At 72.8% G+C, this 14250-nt stretch carries 16 protein-coding genes; 9 read left to right on the top strand and 7 right to left on the bottom strand.

Annotated elements, in window-relative coordinates:
* The first annotated feature begins 38 nt into the window (after positions 1-38).
* Positions 39-1784, top strand: coding sequence for a choice-of-anchor I family protein (locus tag LN652_RS00360; protein ID WP_230442743.1), 1746 nt, complete (start codon positions 39-41; stop codon positions 1782-1784).
* Between the two features lie 238 nt (positions 1785-2022).
* Here the strand turns inward: LN652_RS00360 and LN652_RS00355 are convergent, their stop codons facing one another.
* Positions 2023-2661, bottom strand: a complete 639-nt coding sequence (locus LN652_RS00355) for an NAD(P)-dependent oxidoreductase (protein WP_230442742.1) — start codon at positions 2659-2661, stop codon at positions 2023-2025.
* Between the two features lie 42 nt (positions 2662-2703).
* Here LN652_RS00355 and LN652_RS00350 point away from each other — a divergent pair, with 42 nt between their 5' ends.
* Positions 2704-3165 carry a MarR family winged helix-turn-helix transcriptional regulator gene (locus tag LN652_RS00350; RefSeq protein ID WP_268932212.1) on the top strand — a complete coding sequence of 154 codons (462 nt, stop codon included), beginning with the start codon at positions 2704-2706 and terminating at the stop codon, positions 3163-3165.
* A gap of 130 nt (positions 3166-3295) precedes the next feature.
* Here the strand turns inward: LN652_RS00350 and LN652_RS00345 are convergent, their stop codons facing one another.
* The 4 genes from LN652_RS00345 to LN652_RS00330 form a co-directional block, all read right to left on the bottom strand.
* Positions 3296-4399: an NHL repeat-containing protein gene (locus LN652_RS00345; protein WP_230442740.1), complete on the bottom strand. Its 1104-nt coding sequence runs from the start codon at positions 4397-4399 to the stop codon at positions 3296-3298.
* A gap of 318 nt (positions 4400-4717) precedes the next feature.
* Positions 4718-5326 (bottom strand): DUF1684 domain-containing protein, encoded by a 609-nt coding sequence (locus LN652_RS00340; RefSeq protein ID WP_230442739.1) that lies wholly within the window; start codon positions 5324-5326, stop codon positions 4718-4720.
* Between the two features lie 66 nt (positions 5327-5392).
* Entirely contained in the window at positions 5393-5875 is a 483-nt protein-coding gene (locus tag LN652_RS00335; RefSeq protein WP_230442738.1) for an FBP domain-containing protein, read from the bottom strand.
* Positions 5876-5953: 78 nt separating this feature from the next.
* Positions 5954-6550, bottom strand: coding sequence for a TetR/AcrR family transcriptional regulator (locus LN652_RS00330; RefSeq protein ID WP_230442737.1), 597 nt, complete (start codon positions 6548-6550; stop codon positions 5954-5956).
* 102 nt (positions 6551-6652) lie between these two features.
* Between LN652_RS00330 and LN652_RS00325 the strand changes: the two genes are divergently transcribed.
* Both LN652_RS00325 and LN652_RS00320 read left to right on the top strand, forming a co-directional pair.
* Positions 6653-7591: a CPBP family intramembrane glutamic endopeptidase gene (locus LN652_RS00325; protein WP_230442736.1), complete on the top strand. Its 939-nt coding sequence runs from the start codon at positions 6653-6655 to the stop codon at positions 7589-7591.
* Entirely contained in the window at positions 7588-8238 is a 651-nt protein-coding gene (locus LN652_RS00320; protein ID WP_230442735.1) for a hypothetical protein, read from the top strand. Before LN652_RS00325 ends, LN652_RS00320 begins: the two co-directional genes overlap by 4 nt.
* A 17-nt stretch (positions 8239-8255) precedes the next feature.
* Here LN652_RS00320 and LN652_RS00315 read toward each other — a convergent pair whose 3' ends face one another.
* A complete protein-coding gene (locus LN652_RS00315; RefSeq protein ID WP_230442734.1) occupies positions 8256-8861 on the bottom strand; it encodes a TetR/AcrR family transcriptional regulator in 606 nt (201 codons plus the stop codon).
* 119 nt (positions 8862-8980) lie between these two features.
* On the opposite strand from LN652_RS00315, the gene LN652_RS00310 reads away from it, so the two are divergent.
* From LN652_RS00310 to LN652_RS00290, 5 genes are read left to right on the top strand one after another with little or no spacing between them, the layout of a single operon-like run.
* On the top strand, positions 8981-10186 hold the full coding sequence (locus LN652_RS00310; RefSeq protein WP_230442733.1) for an FAD-binding oxidoreductase: 1206 nt from the start codon (positions 8981-8983) through the stop codon (positions 10184-10186).
* The gene (locus tag LN652_RS00305) at positions 10186-11430 is read left to right on the top strand and encodes a hypothetical protein (protein WP_230442732.1); all 1245 of its coding nucleotides are present in this window, start codon (positions 10186-10188) and stop codon (positions 11428-11430) included. Before LN652_RS00310 ends, LN652_RS00305 begins: the two co-directional genes overlap by 1 nt.
* Before the next feature lie 46 nt (positions 11431-11476).
* On the top strand, positions 11477-12427 hold the full coding sequence (locus LN652_RS00300) for a CPBP family intramembrane glutamic endopeptidase (protein ID WP_268932211.1): 951 nt from the start codon (positions 11477-11479) through the stop codon (positions 12425-12427).
* 30 nt (positions 12428-12457) lie between these two features.
* Entirely contained in the window at positions 12458-13411 is a 954-nt protein-coding gene (bla, locus tag LN652_RS00295; protein WP_268932210.1) for a class A beta-lactamase, read from the top strand.
* Positions 13408-13860 (top strand): hypothetical protein, encoded by a 453-nt coding sequence (locus tag LN652_RS00290; RefSeq protein ID WP_230442731.1) that lies wholly within the window; start codon positions 13408-13410, stop codon positions 13858-13860. Before bla ends, LN652_RS00290 begins: the two co-directional genes overlap by 4 nt.
* Here the strand turns inward: LN652_RS00290 and LN652_RS00285 are convergent.
* The gene (locus LN652_RS00285; protein ID WP_230442730.1) at positions 13857-14231 is read right to left on the bottom strand and encodes a winged helix-turn-helix transcriptional regulator; all 375 of its coding nucleotides are present in this window, start codon (positions 14229-14231) and stop codon (positions 13857-13859) included. The two genes, LN652_RS00290 and LN652_RS00285, sit on opposite strands and share 4 nt — an antisense overlap.
* Between the last annotated feature and the right edge of the window lie 19 nt (positions 14232-14250).

The following is a 14250-nucleotide window of genomic DNA, read 5'->3' as shown; positions in this document are numbered from 1 at the left end:
TAGGGTGCGTCGAACCCCCTCAGGAAGGCCCCAGACCCATGCCTCTCATCTCCGCGCGCAGCATCGACGGACGCCCCACCGGCCGAGTCGCCCCACTCAGTCGGATCGCCCTCCTCGCGACGTCAGCGGCCGCTACCTGCCTCGCTCTTCCCCTCTCTGTTGCGGACGCCGCACTCGTCCCCGACCCGGTCCGCACGTCAGCGAGCGGTGCCACGGTCCGCCTCGACCCCCTCGGTACGTATGAGACCGGAGTGTTCGACGAGTCGGCCGCCGAGATCGTCGAGTACTACCCCGACGGCCAGCGCCTCCTGGTCGTCAACGCCGCCCAGGCGACCGTCGAGGTCCTCGACGCCTCCACCCCGACCGCGCCGACCAAGCTGTTCGACCTGCAGACCTCCGGCGTGCCGTCGGCCGACGGTTCCGTCGTGGCGGCCGGGGCGGTCGCGAACTCCGTCGCCGTGCGTGAGGACGGCCTCGGCGTCGTCGCGGTCGAGGCTCCGGCCAAGACCGACGACGGCTGGCTGGTGTTCTTCGACGCCGCGGGCGACGGCCAAGCCCTCGGTGCCGTCCGGGTCGGCGCGCTGCCGGACATGGTCACCATCACCCCCGACGGCCGCCGCGCCGTCGTCGCGAACGAGGCCGAGCCCGCTGAGGACTACTCGGTCGACCCCGAGGGAACGATCTCGGTCGTCTCCCTCCCCCGCGGCGTCACTGCCGCACCCCAGGCAGCCGTGCGGACCGCGAACTTCCACGCCTTCGAAGGTGCCGGACTCCCCGCGGGGATCCGCGTCTCCGGCGGGCGCACCGACGCGGGCACCGGCACACCGGCATTCCCCGTCTCCGAGGTCCTCGAACCCGAGTACGTCACCGTGGACCAGCAGTCCCGGACCGCCTACGTGACGTTGCAGGAGGCCAACGGCGTCGCCGTGGTCGACCTGCGACGGGCTGTCGTCACCGACCTCTGGACCGTCGGAACGGTCGACCGGGCACAGGTGCCGTTCGACGCCAGCGACCGCGACGGCGTCGACATCCGCACCTACGCCAACGTCCGGACCTTCCGCCAACCCGACGCCATCGCGTCCTACCGGGCGAAGGGCAAGACGTACCTGGTGACCGCGGACGAAGGTGACACCCGCGACTGGGACGGCTACTCCGAAGAGGTCCGGGTGGGCGACCTCGGCAAGAACGGCCTCAAGCCCGCCTGCGACGCGGTGAAGAACGGAGCCGGGTTCACTGGCCTCAGCCGGCTGAAGATCACCAAGGCTGACGGGCTAGACGCGACCGGCGCCTGCTACGAGACCCTCTACGGATTCGGCGGGCGCGGCATCTCCGTGTTCACCACCGACGGCCAGCTCGTCTCCACGACCGGTGACCAGCTCGAGCGCATCACCTCGGCGGCCGTGCCCGCGTTCTTCAACACCGACCACGGCACCTCGGCCTTCGACAACCGCAGCGACGACAAGGGCCCAGAACCCGAGGGACTCACGATCGGGAAGATCCATGGCCGCACCTACGCCTTCATCGGCCTCGAGCGCGTCGGCGGTGTCATGGTCTACGACCTCACCCAGCCGACGGTGCCCACCTTTGTCACCTACACCAACAATCGGGACTTCTCCGTCAGCGGTTCGACCGACCTCGCCGCAGCCGGCGACCTCGGACCCGAGGGGCTCACCTTCATCGACCGCGACGACTCCCCGAGCGGCCGGCCCCTGGTCGCGGTCGGCAACGAGGTCTCCGGCACCACCACGCTGTTCGACATCACCAAGGCGTCGCGGCACAAGTAGCCGGCAGCGACACGCAAGCCCCGTCGAGGGGAACCCTGCCCGCCTCCACAGGGTTCCGGTCCCGGCGGCCGCCCGCGGCCGCCGGGACCCAGTCGAGGTCGCTGACGGACAGCCCATGAACGGCCCAACCGGTCTCTCCGAGCTCCGAGCGACTGGCCGAACGCGAGCTACGACGTGAGCGGCGGGGCCAGCGTGGGCAGCTCGCGGACACGGGCCGCGTCCTCAGGACCTGCGTGTCTCACGTGGCCACGGCAAGCGTGTGGCCGAGCGCCTCGTCGCTGAGTGCCCGCTGGAGGATGGCGTGCGCGAGGCTCCACCTGCTCAACGAGCCGTCCTTGGCCAGGGGGGCATCGATGCTGACGCGGTAGTCGGTGCGTTGCTTGTCGCCCGTGAGGTAGCCGGGGCGGACGATGGTCCAGCCCAGGTCGCTGTCCTGGAGTGATCGCTCCGCGAGGCGCATGTCGCGGTACGTCGGCTCGAGGAAGTGGCGCTTGAGGACGTGCGTGTAGAACCAGCCGTCATCCGGCTGGTCCACGACTCCGCCGCTGGTGACGAGCACCACGCGGGAGAATCCGGCCCTAGGAGCTGCGGCGACGAGGGCCGCGACGCTCCGTGAGTAGACCGTGGTGCCACGCCGCGCGGCGAGCAGGCCGCTCACGCCGACGAGGTTGACGACGACCTCGCAGCCGTCGAGTCCAGAGCCGAGCGCTGCCGGGTCGGTGGCGTCACCCGACGCGACGCGGACCGACGCTCCCTTCGGGACCTGGACCGCGTCGGGGCGTCGAGCGACGACGCGGACGTCGTGGCCTGCTTCGCATGCCAGACTCAGAAGCGCCTCTCCACTTCCGCCAGTCGCTCCGAGGAGACCGATTCTCATGCGTGCCACCGTCCTCGCCGATACTTTAGATATGCAAGCAGTATGACACCTGAAGACGTTCCGCACGACCCACTGTCAACGGCGCTGCAACGAGTGCTGCTGGCACACACACGTGCTCAAGGTCATCTTGCTCGCACGCTCGGGGTCTCACGTACGGACGTGGATGCCCTCGAGCACCTGATGGTCGGACCCCTGAGTGCGGTGGAGCTCGCTGGGCGCCTCGGCATCAGTCAAGGCGCCGTGACCCACCTGTTGAGGCGCCTCGAGAAGCGTGACCACGCGCGGCGTACGAGTGACCCCGAGGACCGCCGCCGGGTGGCGATCGAGCTCACCGACACCGGCCGTGACACCGTCGTCGCTCACGTGCTTCCGCTGCTTCGAGACCTCGATGCTCTCGCTGCTCGAATGAGCCGACGCAGCGGCGAAGCAGTCATCGCCTACCTCGACGGCTCGACCACGGCACTGCTCGCGCTTGCCGGGGCGGAGGTCCCGCCCGCCCCGTGACCGGACGCGGGTCGGTGCGCTCACGTTCCCCCTGCGCCCGTCGGCAGCGCTGCAGCACAGCTGGGGCCGGGCCACGAGACGGATCAAGCGTGGTGTCCAGGCACCCGGATCCATCGCGACAGAGACGCGGTCACGCTCCGTCCAGGGAAACATGCCAGGTCGGTGCGCCCTCGATGGCCGTCACGACGATCGCCTCATCGCTGACGGCGAGCTGGTGACCAGCCACGCCCGTCGGCATCCGATAGGCGTGGAGGAGCTCATAGGTGTCGGGGTCCAGCCGGTACACCGCTGATCGCGACTGGCCGCCTCCGTCGAGGCCGTCCCCGCCGTCGAGGACGTACAGATCACCGTCCGGACCGACGGCGACGTCGTAGGGTCGGCCAACCCGCGCAGGTACGACGGTCGCGCGGCTCAGGTCGGCGTCAACCAGCTGCACTCGCGCGTTGCGGCGTTCGGCGACGACGACGCGGCCATCGGCGAGGAGGTCGATGCCGTGTGGCAGGAAGAACTGCCCGGGTGCGTCCCCGAGCTCACCGATGGCCGCGACCTGATGACCGTCGGCATCGACCTTCACCACACGGGAACCGCGATAGCCGTCGGAGATGTAGACGGACCCGTCGTCCGCAGCAACAACGTCCGTCGGACGAGCGAAGGTCAGGCCCTCGGACGGGCACGGCAGGTTGGTCAGGACGTTGCGGACCTGCATGCACTTCTCGAGCGCCGAGCCGTAGGGGCTCCCCAGCCGGAATGTCTCCTCGCCGTTGGCATCGAAGGCGACCACCTGGTTGCTGCCGACGTCGGTGATCCACACGGTCCCGTCGCTCGCGACGTCCACACCGTGGGGTGACGCCAGCGCCCCACGCCCCCACGACCCCACGACGCGGCCCGAGTCCGGGTCCACGCGGTGGACCACGTCGTGGTCGACCGGCTCGCTCCACGCGAACGGCCGCTCGTCACGGTCCACGACGATCACCGTTCCGTCCGGCGCCACCGCAACACCCGAAGCAGGGGACGTCACTGCATCGCCGAGGTCCCACATCCTGAAGCCCTCCGTGGAGGGCCCCGTGGGACGAGACGCCGACGCGATACCTGGCGGCCTGCCCCACAGGACGCCGGCAGTCGCGGACAAGACCACCGCCGCGACGATCGCCGTCACGAGGCGTCGACGCCCTTCAAGGCCCGGCGCGGCTGCAATCACGCTGCCGGGTGAATGGCTGTGCAGTTGGTCGTTCACGCGTCAAAAGTAGGACTGGAGCCATGGCTGGAAAAGGGAACGCCGCAGGATTCCATGACACCTCAGGGTCGACCCGAAGAACCCCCTGAAGGAATGCCCGGGCAGCTGCTGGACTCTCCGTGGCCGCTTCATCGTGCCGTCGTTCTGCAGACCACCGCCCAGTGGCGGCAACGAGCACCATGCGACAAGCCAGAGTGCGGGTGCGCCAGCGTTGCGCGAGTGTCGGACGTCCGCTCATGCCGCGAGAAGCGCTTGGCTTCACGTGGCACGGAAGTGGCCACGTCACTCCTCTGCGAGCCCCTGGCCTGCTCGGCGTCCTCAGAGGCGCTCGCCTGCCTCCACGCGGGCCGCGATGGTGTTCCCGGCGGGCGCGAGCGGGCAACGCCACCGGTCGTCGTAGCGGCACGAGGGGTGGTAGGCGAAGTTGAGGTCGACGACCAGGTGTCGGTCGTCACCGCCGAGCCACGCGCCCTTGGCCGAGTCGAGGAGGTAGCGACCCGCGCCGTAGCTGCCGTCGCCGGCCGTGCCGTCGCGCAGCGGGACGAAGATCCCGCCGCCGTACTGGTGCAGCCACCACACGTCGAGCCTGCCGCCCACCGGCTCGGGCAGTCGGACCAGGCCGATCCGGTGCAGCGTGACCGACCCGTCGTCCCCGCCGTCGACCTCGCGCTCGTCGGCGTCGGCCGACTCGATCTCGACCGTGAACCGCAGCGCCGGGTCGTAGGCCCAGTAGTCCACGCCCCGCTGCCTCAGCTCGGGGACACCCGCGGTCGGGCTCTGGGGATGGGTGGCGAAGAGGTCCGCGCGTCCCTCACGCCACAGGCGGTGTCCCTCGGCCGGGTCGTCGCAGGCCCGCACCTCCTCGTAGAGCGAGGAGACGCGGGCGCGCCAGTCGGCGAGAGTCAGGGCGGACGAGATGGTGGGCACCCGATCACTGTCGCACGCGCCGGGCCGCGAGACGTCGGGCGCAGTCGGGTGCGGGAGGAGCGTCGGTCAGCGGACCACCCTGGCCACGAAGGTGTCCAGGTTCGCCATCAGCCGCGCGACCTTCTGCTCGACCGTGAGCCGCTCGTCCATGACCACCGTGCCGTTGCTCCGGACGTTGCGGGCGAAGAGCGAGCAGTCGAGCGCGGCGCAGACGTAGGTGCCGACCGAGTCACCGCGCTGGCCCGCCCTGCCCGCACGGGGCGCCACCATCAGGCCCACTGACCCGACGGTCGTGCAGAGGTCGCACATCGTCCTTCGCATCCGCCCGGCACCCGCGTCCGATGCTCGCAGCGCGATGCCGCAGGGCCGGCCGTCGCGTTCGGCCACCAGGTAGTGGCGTCCCGGCGCCTTCGGGTCCTGCCAACCCAGGTAGTCGAGATCGCCCCACGGTCGCTCGTCCAGGTCCGCCGGGAGGTTGACCCTCCCCGCGGCACCCTTGCTGAGGTTCACGAACGACGTGCGGATCTGCTTCTCGGTCAGCGGGTTCACGAGACGATCCTAAACCTATTAGGCAATCTCCTACGTATGCACGCCAGCTGGCCGTGACCCTGCGGCCCGTCCACGGCGTCACGCCGCCGCAACCACGGCCGACACGGCGACCTCCAGGGTGGCCAGGTCGTGCGGCAGCCGGGCCTGGGCGCCCGGGAGTGCGCGCTCGAGCGAGAGACCGTTCACGACCGTGAGCAGGAACCGGGCCTGCTGCTCGAGGTCACCCGGCGCCAGCGCTCCCTCGTCGCGCAGGACGGCCAGCCAGGCCGACACGCGGTGCACTGCCAGGCGCTCGAGGGCGAGGAAGGCGTGCTCCGAGTCGGCATCGGGGGGCGACGCGACCCAGGCACGGTGCAGCGACGTGAGGTTGGCGCGCGCCTGCTCCCCCGCCCCCACCTCGGACAGGAGCAGCTGGAGGCAGGCCACGAGCCGTTCCGACGGGCTCGACGCGACGTCGCCCATCGGGTCGTCGGGGACCTCCAGCGAGGCGAGGCCGGCGACCACCGTGTCCACCAGCAGCCGCTGGGTCGGGAAGAAGTGCCGCAGCGAGCCGACGCTGACGCCCGCGCGCGCCGCGACCGCGCGGACGCTGAGCCGGGCGGTCGGGTCCTCGCCGAGCATGGTCGCCGCGGCGACCAGGATCTTGTCCCTCGTCGACGGTGTCCCTCCGGTCACGTGCGGTCCGCCCCTCTCCGATGACTAACACGCTGTGCTAGCGTCAGCCTAGCGCTAGTACGCCGTACTAGTAGCCGACGACCCGACGGGAGACCGAGCACCGTGACCACGACCGACCAGACCTGGCTGCTGAGGGGCGACGTGCCGTCGCCGACGCCCGGACTCCCGGCCGGGACGGAGTACCACCGAGCCTTCGCGGGCGACTCGCGTCGGGTCCCCCGGGGACTGCTGACGATCCTGCTGCTCCTGGTGGGCTTCGTCGGCTTCTCGGCGGGCTTCGTGGAGCTGTCGAAGGTCATCGACACCCGCGTGCTCGGGCGCGACGAGGCGTTCACTCCCCTGCGCCACGCCGCCGGGTCGCTCTCGCTGGCGCTGCTCATCCCGTGGTCCATGCTGCTCCAGCGGATGCTCTACCGAGTCCCGGCGGGCACCCTGCACTCGGTGACCGGACGCTTCCGGTTCGGCGTCCTCGCCAGGACCCTGCTCGTGCTCGGACCGCTCGTCCTGGTGGCGGTGGGGATCAGCGCGCTGCAGGGCGGCTCGACGACGTCGTGGACCGACGCGGACCTCGTCGCGATGGTCCTCATCAGCCTCGTCATCAGCCCGCTCGCCGTCGCCGGCGAGGAGTACGGCTTCCGGGGGCTGATGTTCCGGGTGGTGGGCGGGTGGGCGCGCAGCCCGCGCGTCGGCCTCGTGGCGGGCGTCGTCGTGACCACGGTCGTGTTCTCGCTCGTGCACGGGACCCTCGACCCCTACCTGCTGACCTCCTACCTCGTGCTGTTCGGCTCGATGGCGGTCGTCACGTGGCGCACCGGCGGACTCGAGGTCGCCGTCGTGCTGCACGCCGTCTACAACCTCGCCCTCCTGGTCGCCACGGCGCTCCACCTCGACGTCGGCGGCGAGCTCGACAACCGCGCGACGGCCGTCGGGTCCCCGGTGAACCTGGTCCCCAGCGCGGCGATCCTGCTCTCCACCGCCCTCGTCTGGTGGATGACCCGCAGCGGCCCCGTCCGTGCGCCCGCCCGGAGCGAGGACCGGTGAGCGCCGGCTGGAACGACCGACGGCTCGAGCGCCGCGCCAGGCCGGCCGACGGCCGGCCGCTGCGGCCCTTCCGCTGGTGGCAGGCGTTCCGCCGCTCCCTGCTGTCGATCACGCTCGAGCACGAGGGCCGCCCGGTCGTGCACACCGTCGAGGTGAGGCACGGTGGGGACGCCAACGGCGTGGTGCGGGCGAGCCTGTACGTCGACGGCGTCCGCCACCTCGAGTCCAGGCTGCCGGCGAGGTTCCCGGTCGACGGCGGTCACATCGAGGTCCGCAGGAGCCCGGCAGGGCTGCGGCGTTGCCACCTCGTCACCCACGACGGGACGGCGCGGGCCCTCGAGCCCGACCCCCGCTCCGCCGAGGGCCGTCGCGCGCGGTTCGCCCGACGCCACCCCGTCGCGAGCAGCCTCGTCGGCGCGGTCTCGGTGGCCCTGCTGGTCGTCGGCGTCACGCTGGGCGCGCTCCAGGCGGCCGAGCCGGTCTCGCAGGTCCCCGCCATCGCCTCGACCCTCGGCACCTTCCACTCACCGGTGCACCTGCCGACGTGGCTCAACCTCTCGCTGGGCCTGGGCGCGGTCGCAGGGTCGGTCGACCGGGCACTGCGGATGCAGTACCACTGGCTGCTGGACAGCGGGGCGGCCACGTGAGCGCGGCCGCCCTCCGCTCAGCCGAGCGCGGCTCCGGCCTGCTCCGCCAGCCAGCGCTCGGACCGCTCGTAGGTCCAGCGGTTGTCGTCGACGAGCGTGAAGAACCCGGAGTAGCCGAAGTAGAACCACAAGATGTCGGTCGCCTCGTCGACGGACAGGCCCTCGCGCAGACCCCCGACCTCGCCCAGCCGCACGGCCACGGCCCGCACCGCGTCGCGGTAGCGGGTGGTGGCGACCTCCAGGGCCTGCGCGACCTCGGCGTGCTGCGGCGCGGTGGTCAGCACCAGTCGGATGATGTCGCCGTAGTCCTCGCGCATCGACCGCACCGTGGCCGCCGTCTGGCGCAGGATCTCGTCCGGGTCGGCGATGGCCTGGTGCCGCGTCAGCGTCTCGGCCACGACCGGCGCCTGCGTCCACTGGTCGACCAGCGTCCGCAGCAGCCCCTGCTTGCCGCCGGCCACGGCGTACACCGTGGCCGGGGCGACGCGCGCCTCCGCGGCGATGTCGTCGACCTTGGTCCCGACGAAGCCGTGCCGCGAGAAGAGCCGCCGGGCCGCCTCCACGATCGCGACCCGGGTGGCCTCGGCGTACTCGGCACGCCGGCTCGGGGGCTGGTCCGTCACACGCCCGATCCTAGCCGCCTCCACTCACCAGAGTTGGACTCTGATCAATCAATTCATACTCTGACGACGTGGAGGAACCGATGACGCCAGCACCCACTGCGCCGCTGTGGAACGCCGCCGTGACCGCACGACCGAAGCTCCTCGTCCGGTGCACCAGCACGGCGGACGTGCAGGCGGCGGTCCGGACCGCACGCGAGCAGGGACTGCCGCTGGCGGTCCGCGGAGGTGGCCACGACTGGGCCGGGCGCGCCGTCGCCGACGGCGGGCTGACGGTCGACCTGACCCCGATGCGGCAGGTGGACGTCGACCCCGCGACCGCGGTCGCCACGGTGGCGGGCGGTGCCACGGCGGCCGACGTCGCCGCGGTCGCGCACCGGGCGGGGCTGGTCGCGGTGACGGGCACCGCTGGGTCCGTCGGGATGGTCGGTCTGACGACGGGCGGCGGCTACGGGCCGCTCAGCGGGAGGTTCGGGCTCGCCGCCGACAACCTGCTCTCCGCCGAGGTCGTCCTCGCCGACGGCACCCTGGTCGTCGCGGATGACGAGCACCACCGCGACCTCCTCTGGGCGCTGCGCGGGGGCGGGGCCAACTTCGGCGTGGTCACCTCGATGCGCGTCCGGCTGCACCGGGTCCCGACGATCCTCGCCGGGATGCTGCTGTTCCCGATGGACGTCCTGCCGGCGCTCGAGGACCACCTCCTGCGCGCCCCCGACGAGCTGACGGTCCAGGCAGGCTTCATGACGCCTCCCGGCGGCGAGCTGTCGCTGTTCGCGTCCCCGACGTGGTGCGGCGAGGAGGAGGCAGGGGCCCGGGCGCTGAGGCGGTTCACCGAGGTCGGACCGCCGCTCGTGGAGCAGGTGGGTCCGACGACCCAGGTCGACCAGCTCGCCGCGATCGACGCCCTCTACCCGCCCGGGCGCCACGTCCACATCGGCACGCGGACGGTGACCGCGCTCGACCGCGGGGTCGAGGCGGCGCTCCGCGACGCCGCGGGACGCATGACCTCGCCGCTCTCCGCGATCTCGCTGCACAGCCTGCACGGCGCAGCGACGCGGCCCGGCCCGGACGACACGGCGTTCCGCAACCGCGCCCCGCACCTGATGGTCGAGTCGATCGCGGTCTGGGAGGACGGGGATCCCTCGCCCCAGCGACACCGCGACTGGGCGCGCACCCTCGACCCGCTGCCGGGCGGCTACCCCAACCTGCTGGGTCCCGACGAGCGCGAGCGCACCGTCGAGGTCTTCGGACCCAACGCCGACCGCCTGCGCGCGGTCAAGGCGCACTACGACCCCGACCACCTCTTCCACGCCACCGGGAGCCTCTGATGACCACGACCGACACCGGCGCGACCTCGACGGCGCTCCGCGAGCTGGGCGCCTTCGAGAACGTGATCGACCTCTACGCCAGCCGCAACCCCGTCCAGTTCTCCCTCGTCCTCGAGCTCGCCGCACCGGTCCCGGCCGCGCGCCTGGCGCAGGCGCTCGCCCACCTGCAGCGCGTGCACCCCCTGCTCGCGGCCCGCGTCGACCGTACGGGCGGGCGTCCCGTCTTCCGCCCGGCGAGCGCGTCGATCCCGCTACGGTGCGTCCACGAGCCCGACTGGCGTGCGGCGGCGGCGGACGAGCAGACCAGTCCGATCGACCTCGCCGGCGGCCCGCTCGTCCGCGCGGTCCTCCTCACCGACGCGGGCGGCGACAGCGGCGCCGTCGTGCTGCTGACGTTCTCGCACCAGGTCTCGGACGGACGCGGCGCACTGCTGGCCGTCCGCGACCTCGTCGCCCACCTCGAGGACGAGCACCGCGCACCCCGGGCGGTGCCGCTCGACCAGGAGACCCTCCTCCGGCAGCTGCCCCCGCCCGGCCGGGACGACCGGGACGATCGGGAGGACCGGGACGACCCGGGTCCGACCGGCGCGGCGCAGCCGCCGGCCGCGTCGACCCGGCCGTTCGACGGCACGCCGCCGCGGGTCGAGAGCGCCGAGCTCGGCGCCGTGCGGACCGCCCGGCTCCGCGCCGCGGCGCGCGAGCACGACGCGACCGTCCAGGGCGTCCTCTGCGCAGCCGCCGCCGAGTCGCTCGCCGAGCTCACCGGGAGGACCACGGTCCGCCTCAACGTCCCGATCGACCTCCGCAGCGCGCTGGACCTCGAGGACGACGTCGTCAACCGCTTCACCGCGACGACCGTGACGCTCGGGACCGGCGCAGGCACCACGACGTGGGACCTCGCGCGAGACGCGTCCGGGCAGCTGCGAGCCGGCCGGCGGGCCGCCCGTGCCACGGCGCTCGCCCTCGCCTCGCTCGACCCCGCCAGTGCCGCGGAGGCCGAGGCGGCGATGCTCGCGGCCACCTCGTCCGACCTCGAGATCACCAACCTGGGCGCCGCCGGGTCCGCGCCGTCGGTCGTCGCGATCTGGGGCCCCACGATGACGACGCAGGTGCAGGGCGAACGCATCCTCGGCGTCGTCACCCACGGTGGCGCGCTGCGGATGGCGCTCACCACCCACGACCGTCCCCGCGGCCTCGCCGTGGACATCGCCGGCCGCCTCGACCGCCTCCTCGACCGCCTCTGACGTCCCTGCACGCCGGAGCACGACGCTCCTCTCGGAAAGGTGTCCCATGACCACGCCCGGAGCCAGGCACGACGGCCTGGCCGCGACCGGCACTCCCGCGCCGACCGGGGGCTCCCGGCCCGACGCGCGACCCTTCGGCGCCCACCTGCGGATGGCCTGGTGGAAGCCGCTGCTCCTCCTCGTCGCCCTGCCCGCCACCCTCCTCGTGCTCCAGGTGCTCGCCCTGCTGCTGGTCGGCGCGGTCGAGGGCAGCGACGACCCGCTCGGCGCCGACCTCACGCCGCTCAAGTCGCTGGCCGTCAACGCCAGCATCGGCCTCACCGGGGTGGTGGCCCTGCTGCTGACCGCACGGATGGCGCGGGTGCCGTGGCGCGCGCTGCTGTCGACGCGACGGACCCTCGACCGCCGGCGGCTGGTGACGTACGCCCTCGGCGCGGTCGTGCTGGTCGGCGCCGCGCTCGGCGCCACGGCGGTGGTCTCGCCGGAGTCGACGGGCTGGTCCGGCTTCGCCGTCACCGGCACCACCGTCGGCCTGCTGTGCGTCACCCTGCTCACCACGCCGCTCCAGGCCATCGGCGAGGAGCTCACCTACCGCGCGGCCCTCATGCCGGCCGTCGCCAGCTGGTCGCGCGCCGTGACCCCCGCCCTCACGGCCGGGATCACGGTCTCCGCGCTGGTCTTCGCCGCGATGCACGGGTCGACCGACCCCTGGCTCGCGGCCTACTTCGCGGTCGTCGGGCTCAGCACCGCGCTGGCGGCCGTGATCAGCGGGGGCATGGAGGCACCGATCGCCTTCCACGTGGTCAACAACGTCCTCGCGGGCGTCGTCGGCAACCTGTTCTCCGACGGGGGCACCACCACCATCGACCGGACCGCGGACACCGGTGACGCGTCGCTGTTGCTCCTCGTCGCCGCCAACGTCGCCATGGTCCTCCTCGTCGTGGCCCACGAGCGACGGCGAGCCCCCTCCGCCGGCCCCACCTCCACCCCTGCCTGACCCTCTCCCACGAACGACAAGGAACACGTCATGCACCACACCAGCACCCGCACGCGCGCCCGTGGCGTCCTCGCCGCCCTGTCCGCCCTCGCCACCGCCGCCGGCCTCGCCGGCTGCGCGCACGCACCGCCCGCGGCCGACGCCGAGGCCGTGAGCCGTGCCGTCACTGCGCGGGCCTCGTCCGCGGCCCCGGCCTCCGACCGGGGCGTCCGGTCCCGGCTCGCCGCGCTCGAGAGGCGTCGCGACGCCCGCCTCGGCCTGATGGCGATCGACACCGGCACGGGCCGGACGCTCGGCCACCGCGCGGACGAGCGGTTCGCGATGGCCTCGACCGTCAAGGTGCCGCTCGCGGCCACCGCGCTCCACCAGCTCTCGGGCCGCGAGCTCGAGCGGCGGCTGTTCTGGTCCGAGGACGACCTCGTGCCCTACTCCCCCGTCACCGAGATGTTCGTCGAGGACGGGATGACCGTGCGCCAGCTCATCGACGCCACGCTCACCCTCAGCGACAACACCGCCGCCAACGTGCTCTTCGAGCTCGTGGGCGGGCCGGGCGCGGTCGAGAGCCGGTTGGCCGAGCTCGGCGACACCACGACCTCGGTCGACCGCGTCGAGCCCGACCTCAACGACTGGGCGCCCGGAGAGGTGCGCGACACCAGCACCCCGCGGGCCCTGGCCGACACCGTCCGGCGCCTCACGCTCGGTGACGGGCTCGGCCGCACGGACCGGCGCCTGCTCGACGACGAGCTGGGCGACGCCGTCACCGGCGCCGGGCTGGTCCGGGCCGGCGTGCCGGCCTCGTGGCGGGTCGGCGACAAGAGCGGCAGTGCGTCCTACGGCATCCGCAACGACGTCGCCGTGGTCCGCCCGCCGGGACGCGCGCCGTGGGTGGTCGTCGTCATGACCTCGCACGACGACCCCGACGCCGAGACCGACGACGGGCTCGTCGCCGCGGCGACCCGGATCCTCGTCGACGGGTGGTCGTGACCGTGCCCGACGTCCAGGACACCCGCCGTCGCCCGTCCCGTCCCGTCCTCCTGCTCGTCGCCGCCGTCGCGGCCGCCCTCGCGGTCGTCGCGGGACCGGCGCTGTGGGGCGGGCTGACGGACCACCGCGACAGCCGGCACTTCGACCGCCGGGCCGACGCGCCCACCAGCGGAGACCTGGCCTTCGTCCTCCCCGACGTCGTGCCGCAGGACGCACGCGACATCACCGTCCGCGCCGGGACGGAGGACCCCGACGCCAAGATGTACGACTGGACCAGCACCAGCGGCGTGCTCGACGGCGGTGCGTGCGACGAGCGCGAGACGTCCGCGGTCACCGCTCCGTTCGACGGCTCGCAGTGGCCCGAGCAGGTCGCGGAGGGGCAGGGCCTCGCCTGCGGGTCCGTGTTCGTCCGCGAGGTGTCGGGACGCTTCTACGCCTGGATCGTCTAGCCGTGGTCGCCCGTGGCGTCGTCGAAGCGGGCGCGGGCCCGCTCGATCTCCTCGACGTGCTCGTCGCTCCACCTCAGGAGGGCCTCGATCGGCTCTCGCAGGGTCTTGCCGAGCGGGGTGATGCGGTACTCGACCGCGACCGGGCGGTCGCTGATGACGGTGCGGTCGACGAAGCCGCTCCGCTCGAGCCGGCGGAGCGTCGCGGTCAGCGACTTCTGCGTCACCGGGATCAGGCGCCGGAGCTGGTTGAACCTGCGCGGCGCCTCGCAGAGCTCCTCGAGGACGAGGACCGACCACGTGTCGAGGACCTGCCCGAGGACCTCGCGGTGCGCGGGGGTGATGTCGATCCGGCCGGAGGAGGTGTCGTCCACGACACCAAGGCTAGTTGAA

The organism is Nocardioides okcheonensis (genome assembly GCF_020991065.1).
Lineage (GTDB): Bacteria > Actinomycetota > Actinomycetes > Propionibacteriales > Nocardioidaceae > Nocardioides > Nocardioides okcheonensis.
The sequence above is the reverse complement of the archived record's forward strand: the minus strand, read 5'-3'. Positions and strand labels throughout refer to the sequence as shown.

Bases quoted from the DNA above. Each gene is read 5' to 3' on its own strand.
- LN652_RS00350 (WP_268932212.1), top strand. From the start codon at position 2,704: ATGACACCTGAAGACGTTCCGCACGACCCACTGTCAACGGCGCTGCAA.
- LN652_RS00305 (WP_230442732.1), top strand. From the start codon at position 10,186: ATGACCACGACCGACACCGGCGCGACCTCGACGGCGCTCCGCGAGCTG.
- LN652_RS00360 (WP_230442743.1), top strand. From the start codon at position 39: ATGCCTCTCATCTCCGCGCGCAGCATCGACGGACGCCCCACCGGCCGA.
- LN652_RS00300 (WP_268932211.1), top strand. From the start codon at position 11,477: ATGACCACGCCCGGAGCCAGGCACGACGGCCTGGCCGCGACCGGCACT.
- bla (WP_268932210.1), top strand. From the start codon at position 12,458: ATGCACCACACCAGCACCCGCACGCGCGCCCGTGGCGTCCTCGCCGCC.
- LN652_RS00355 (WP_230442742.1), bottom strand. From the start codon at position 2,661: ATGAGAATCGGTCTCCTCGGAGCGACTGGCGGAAGTGGAGAGGCGCTT.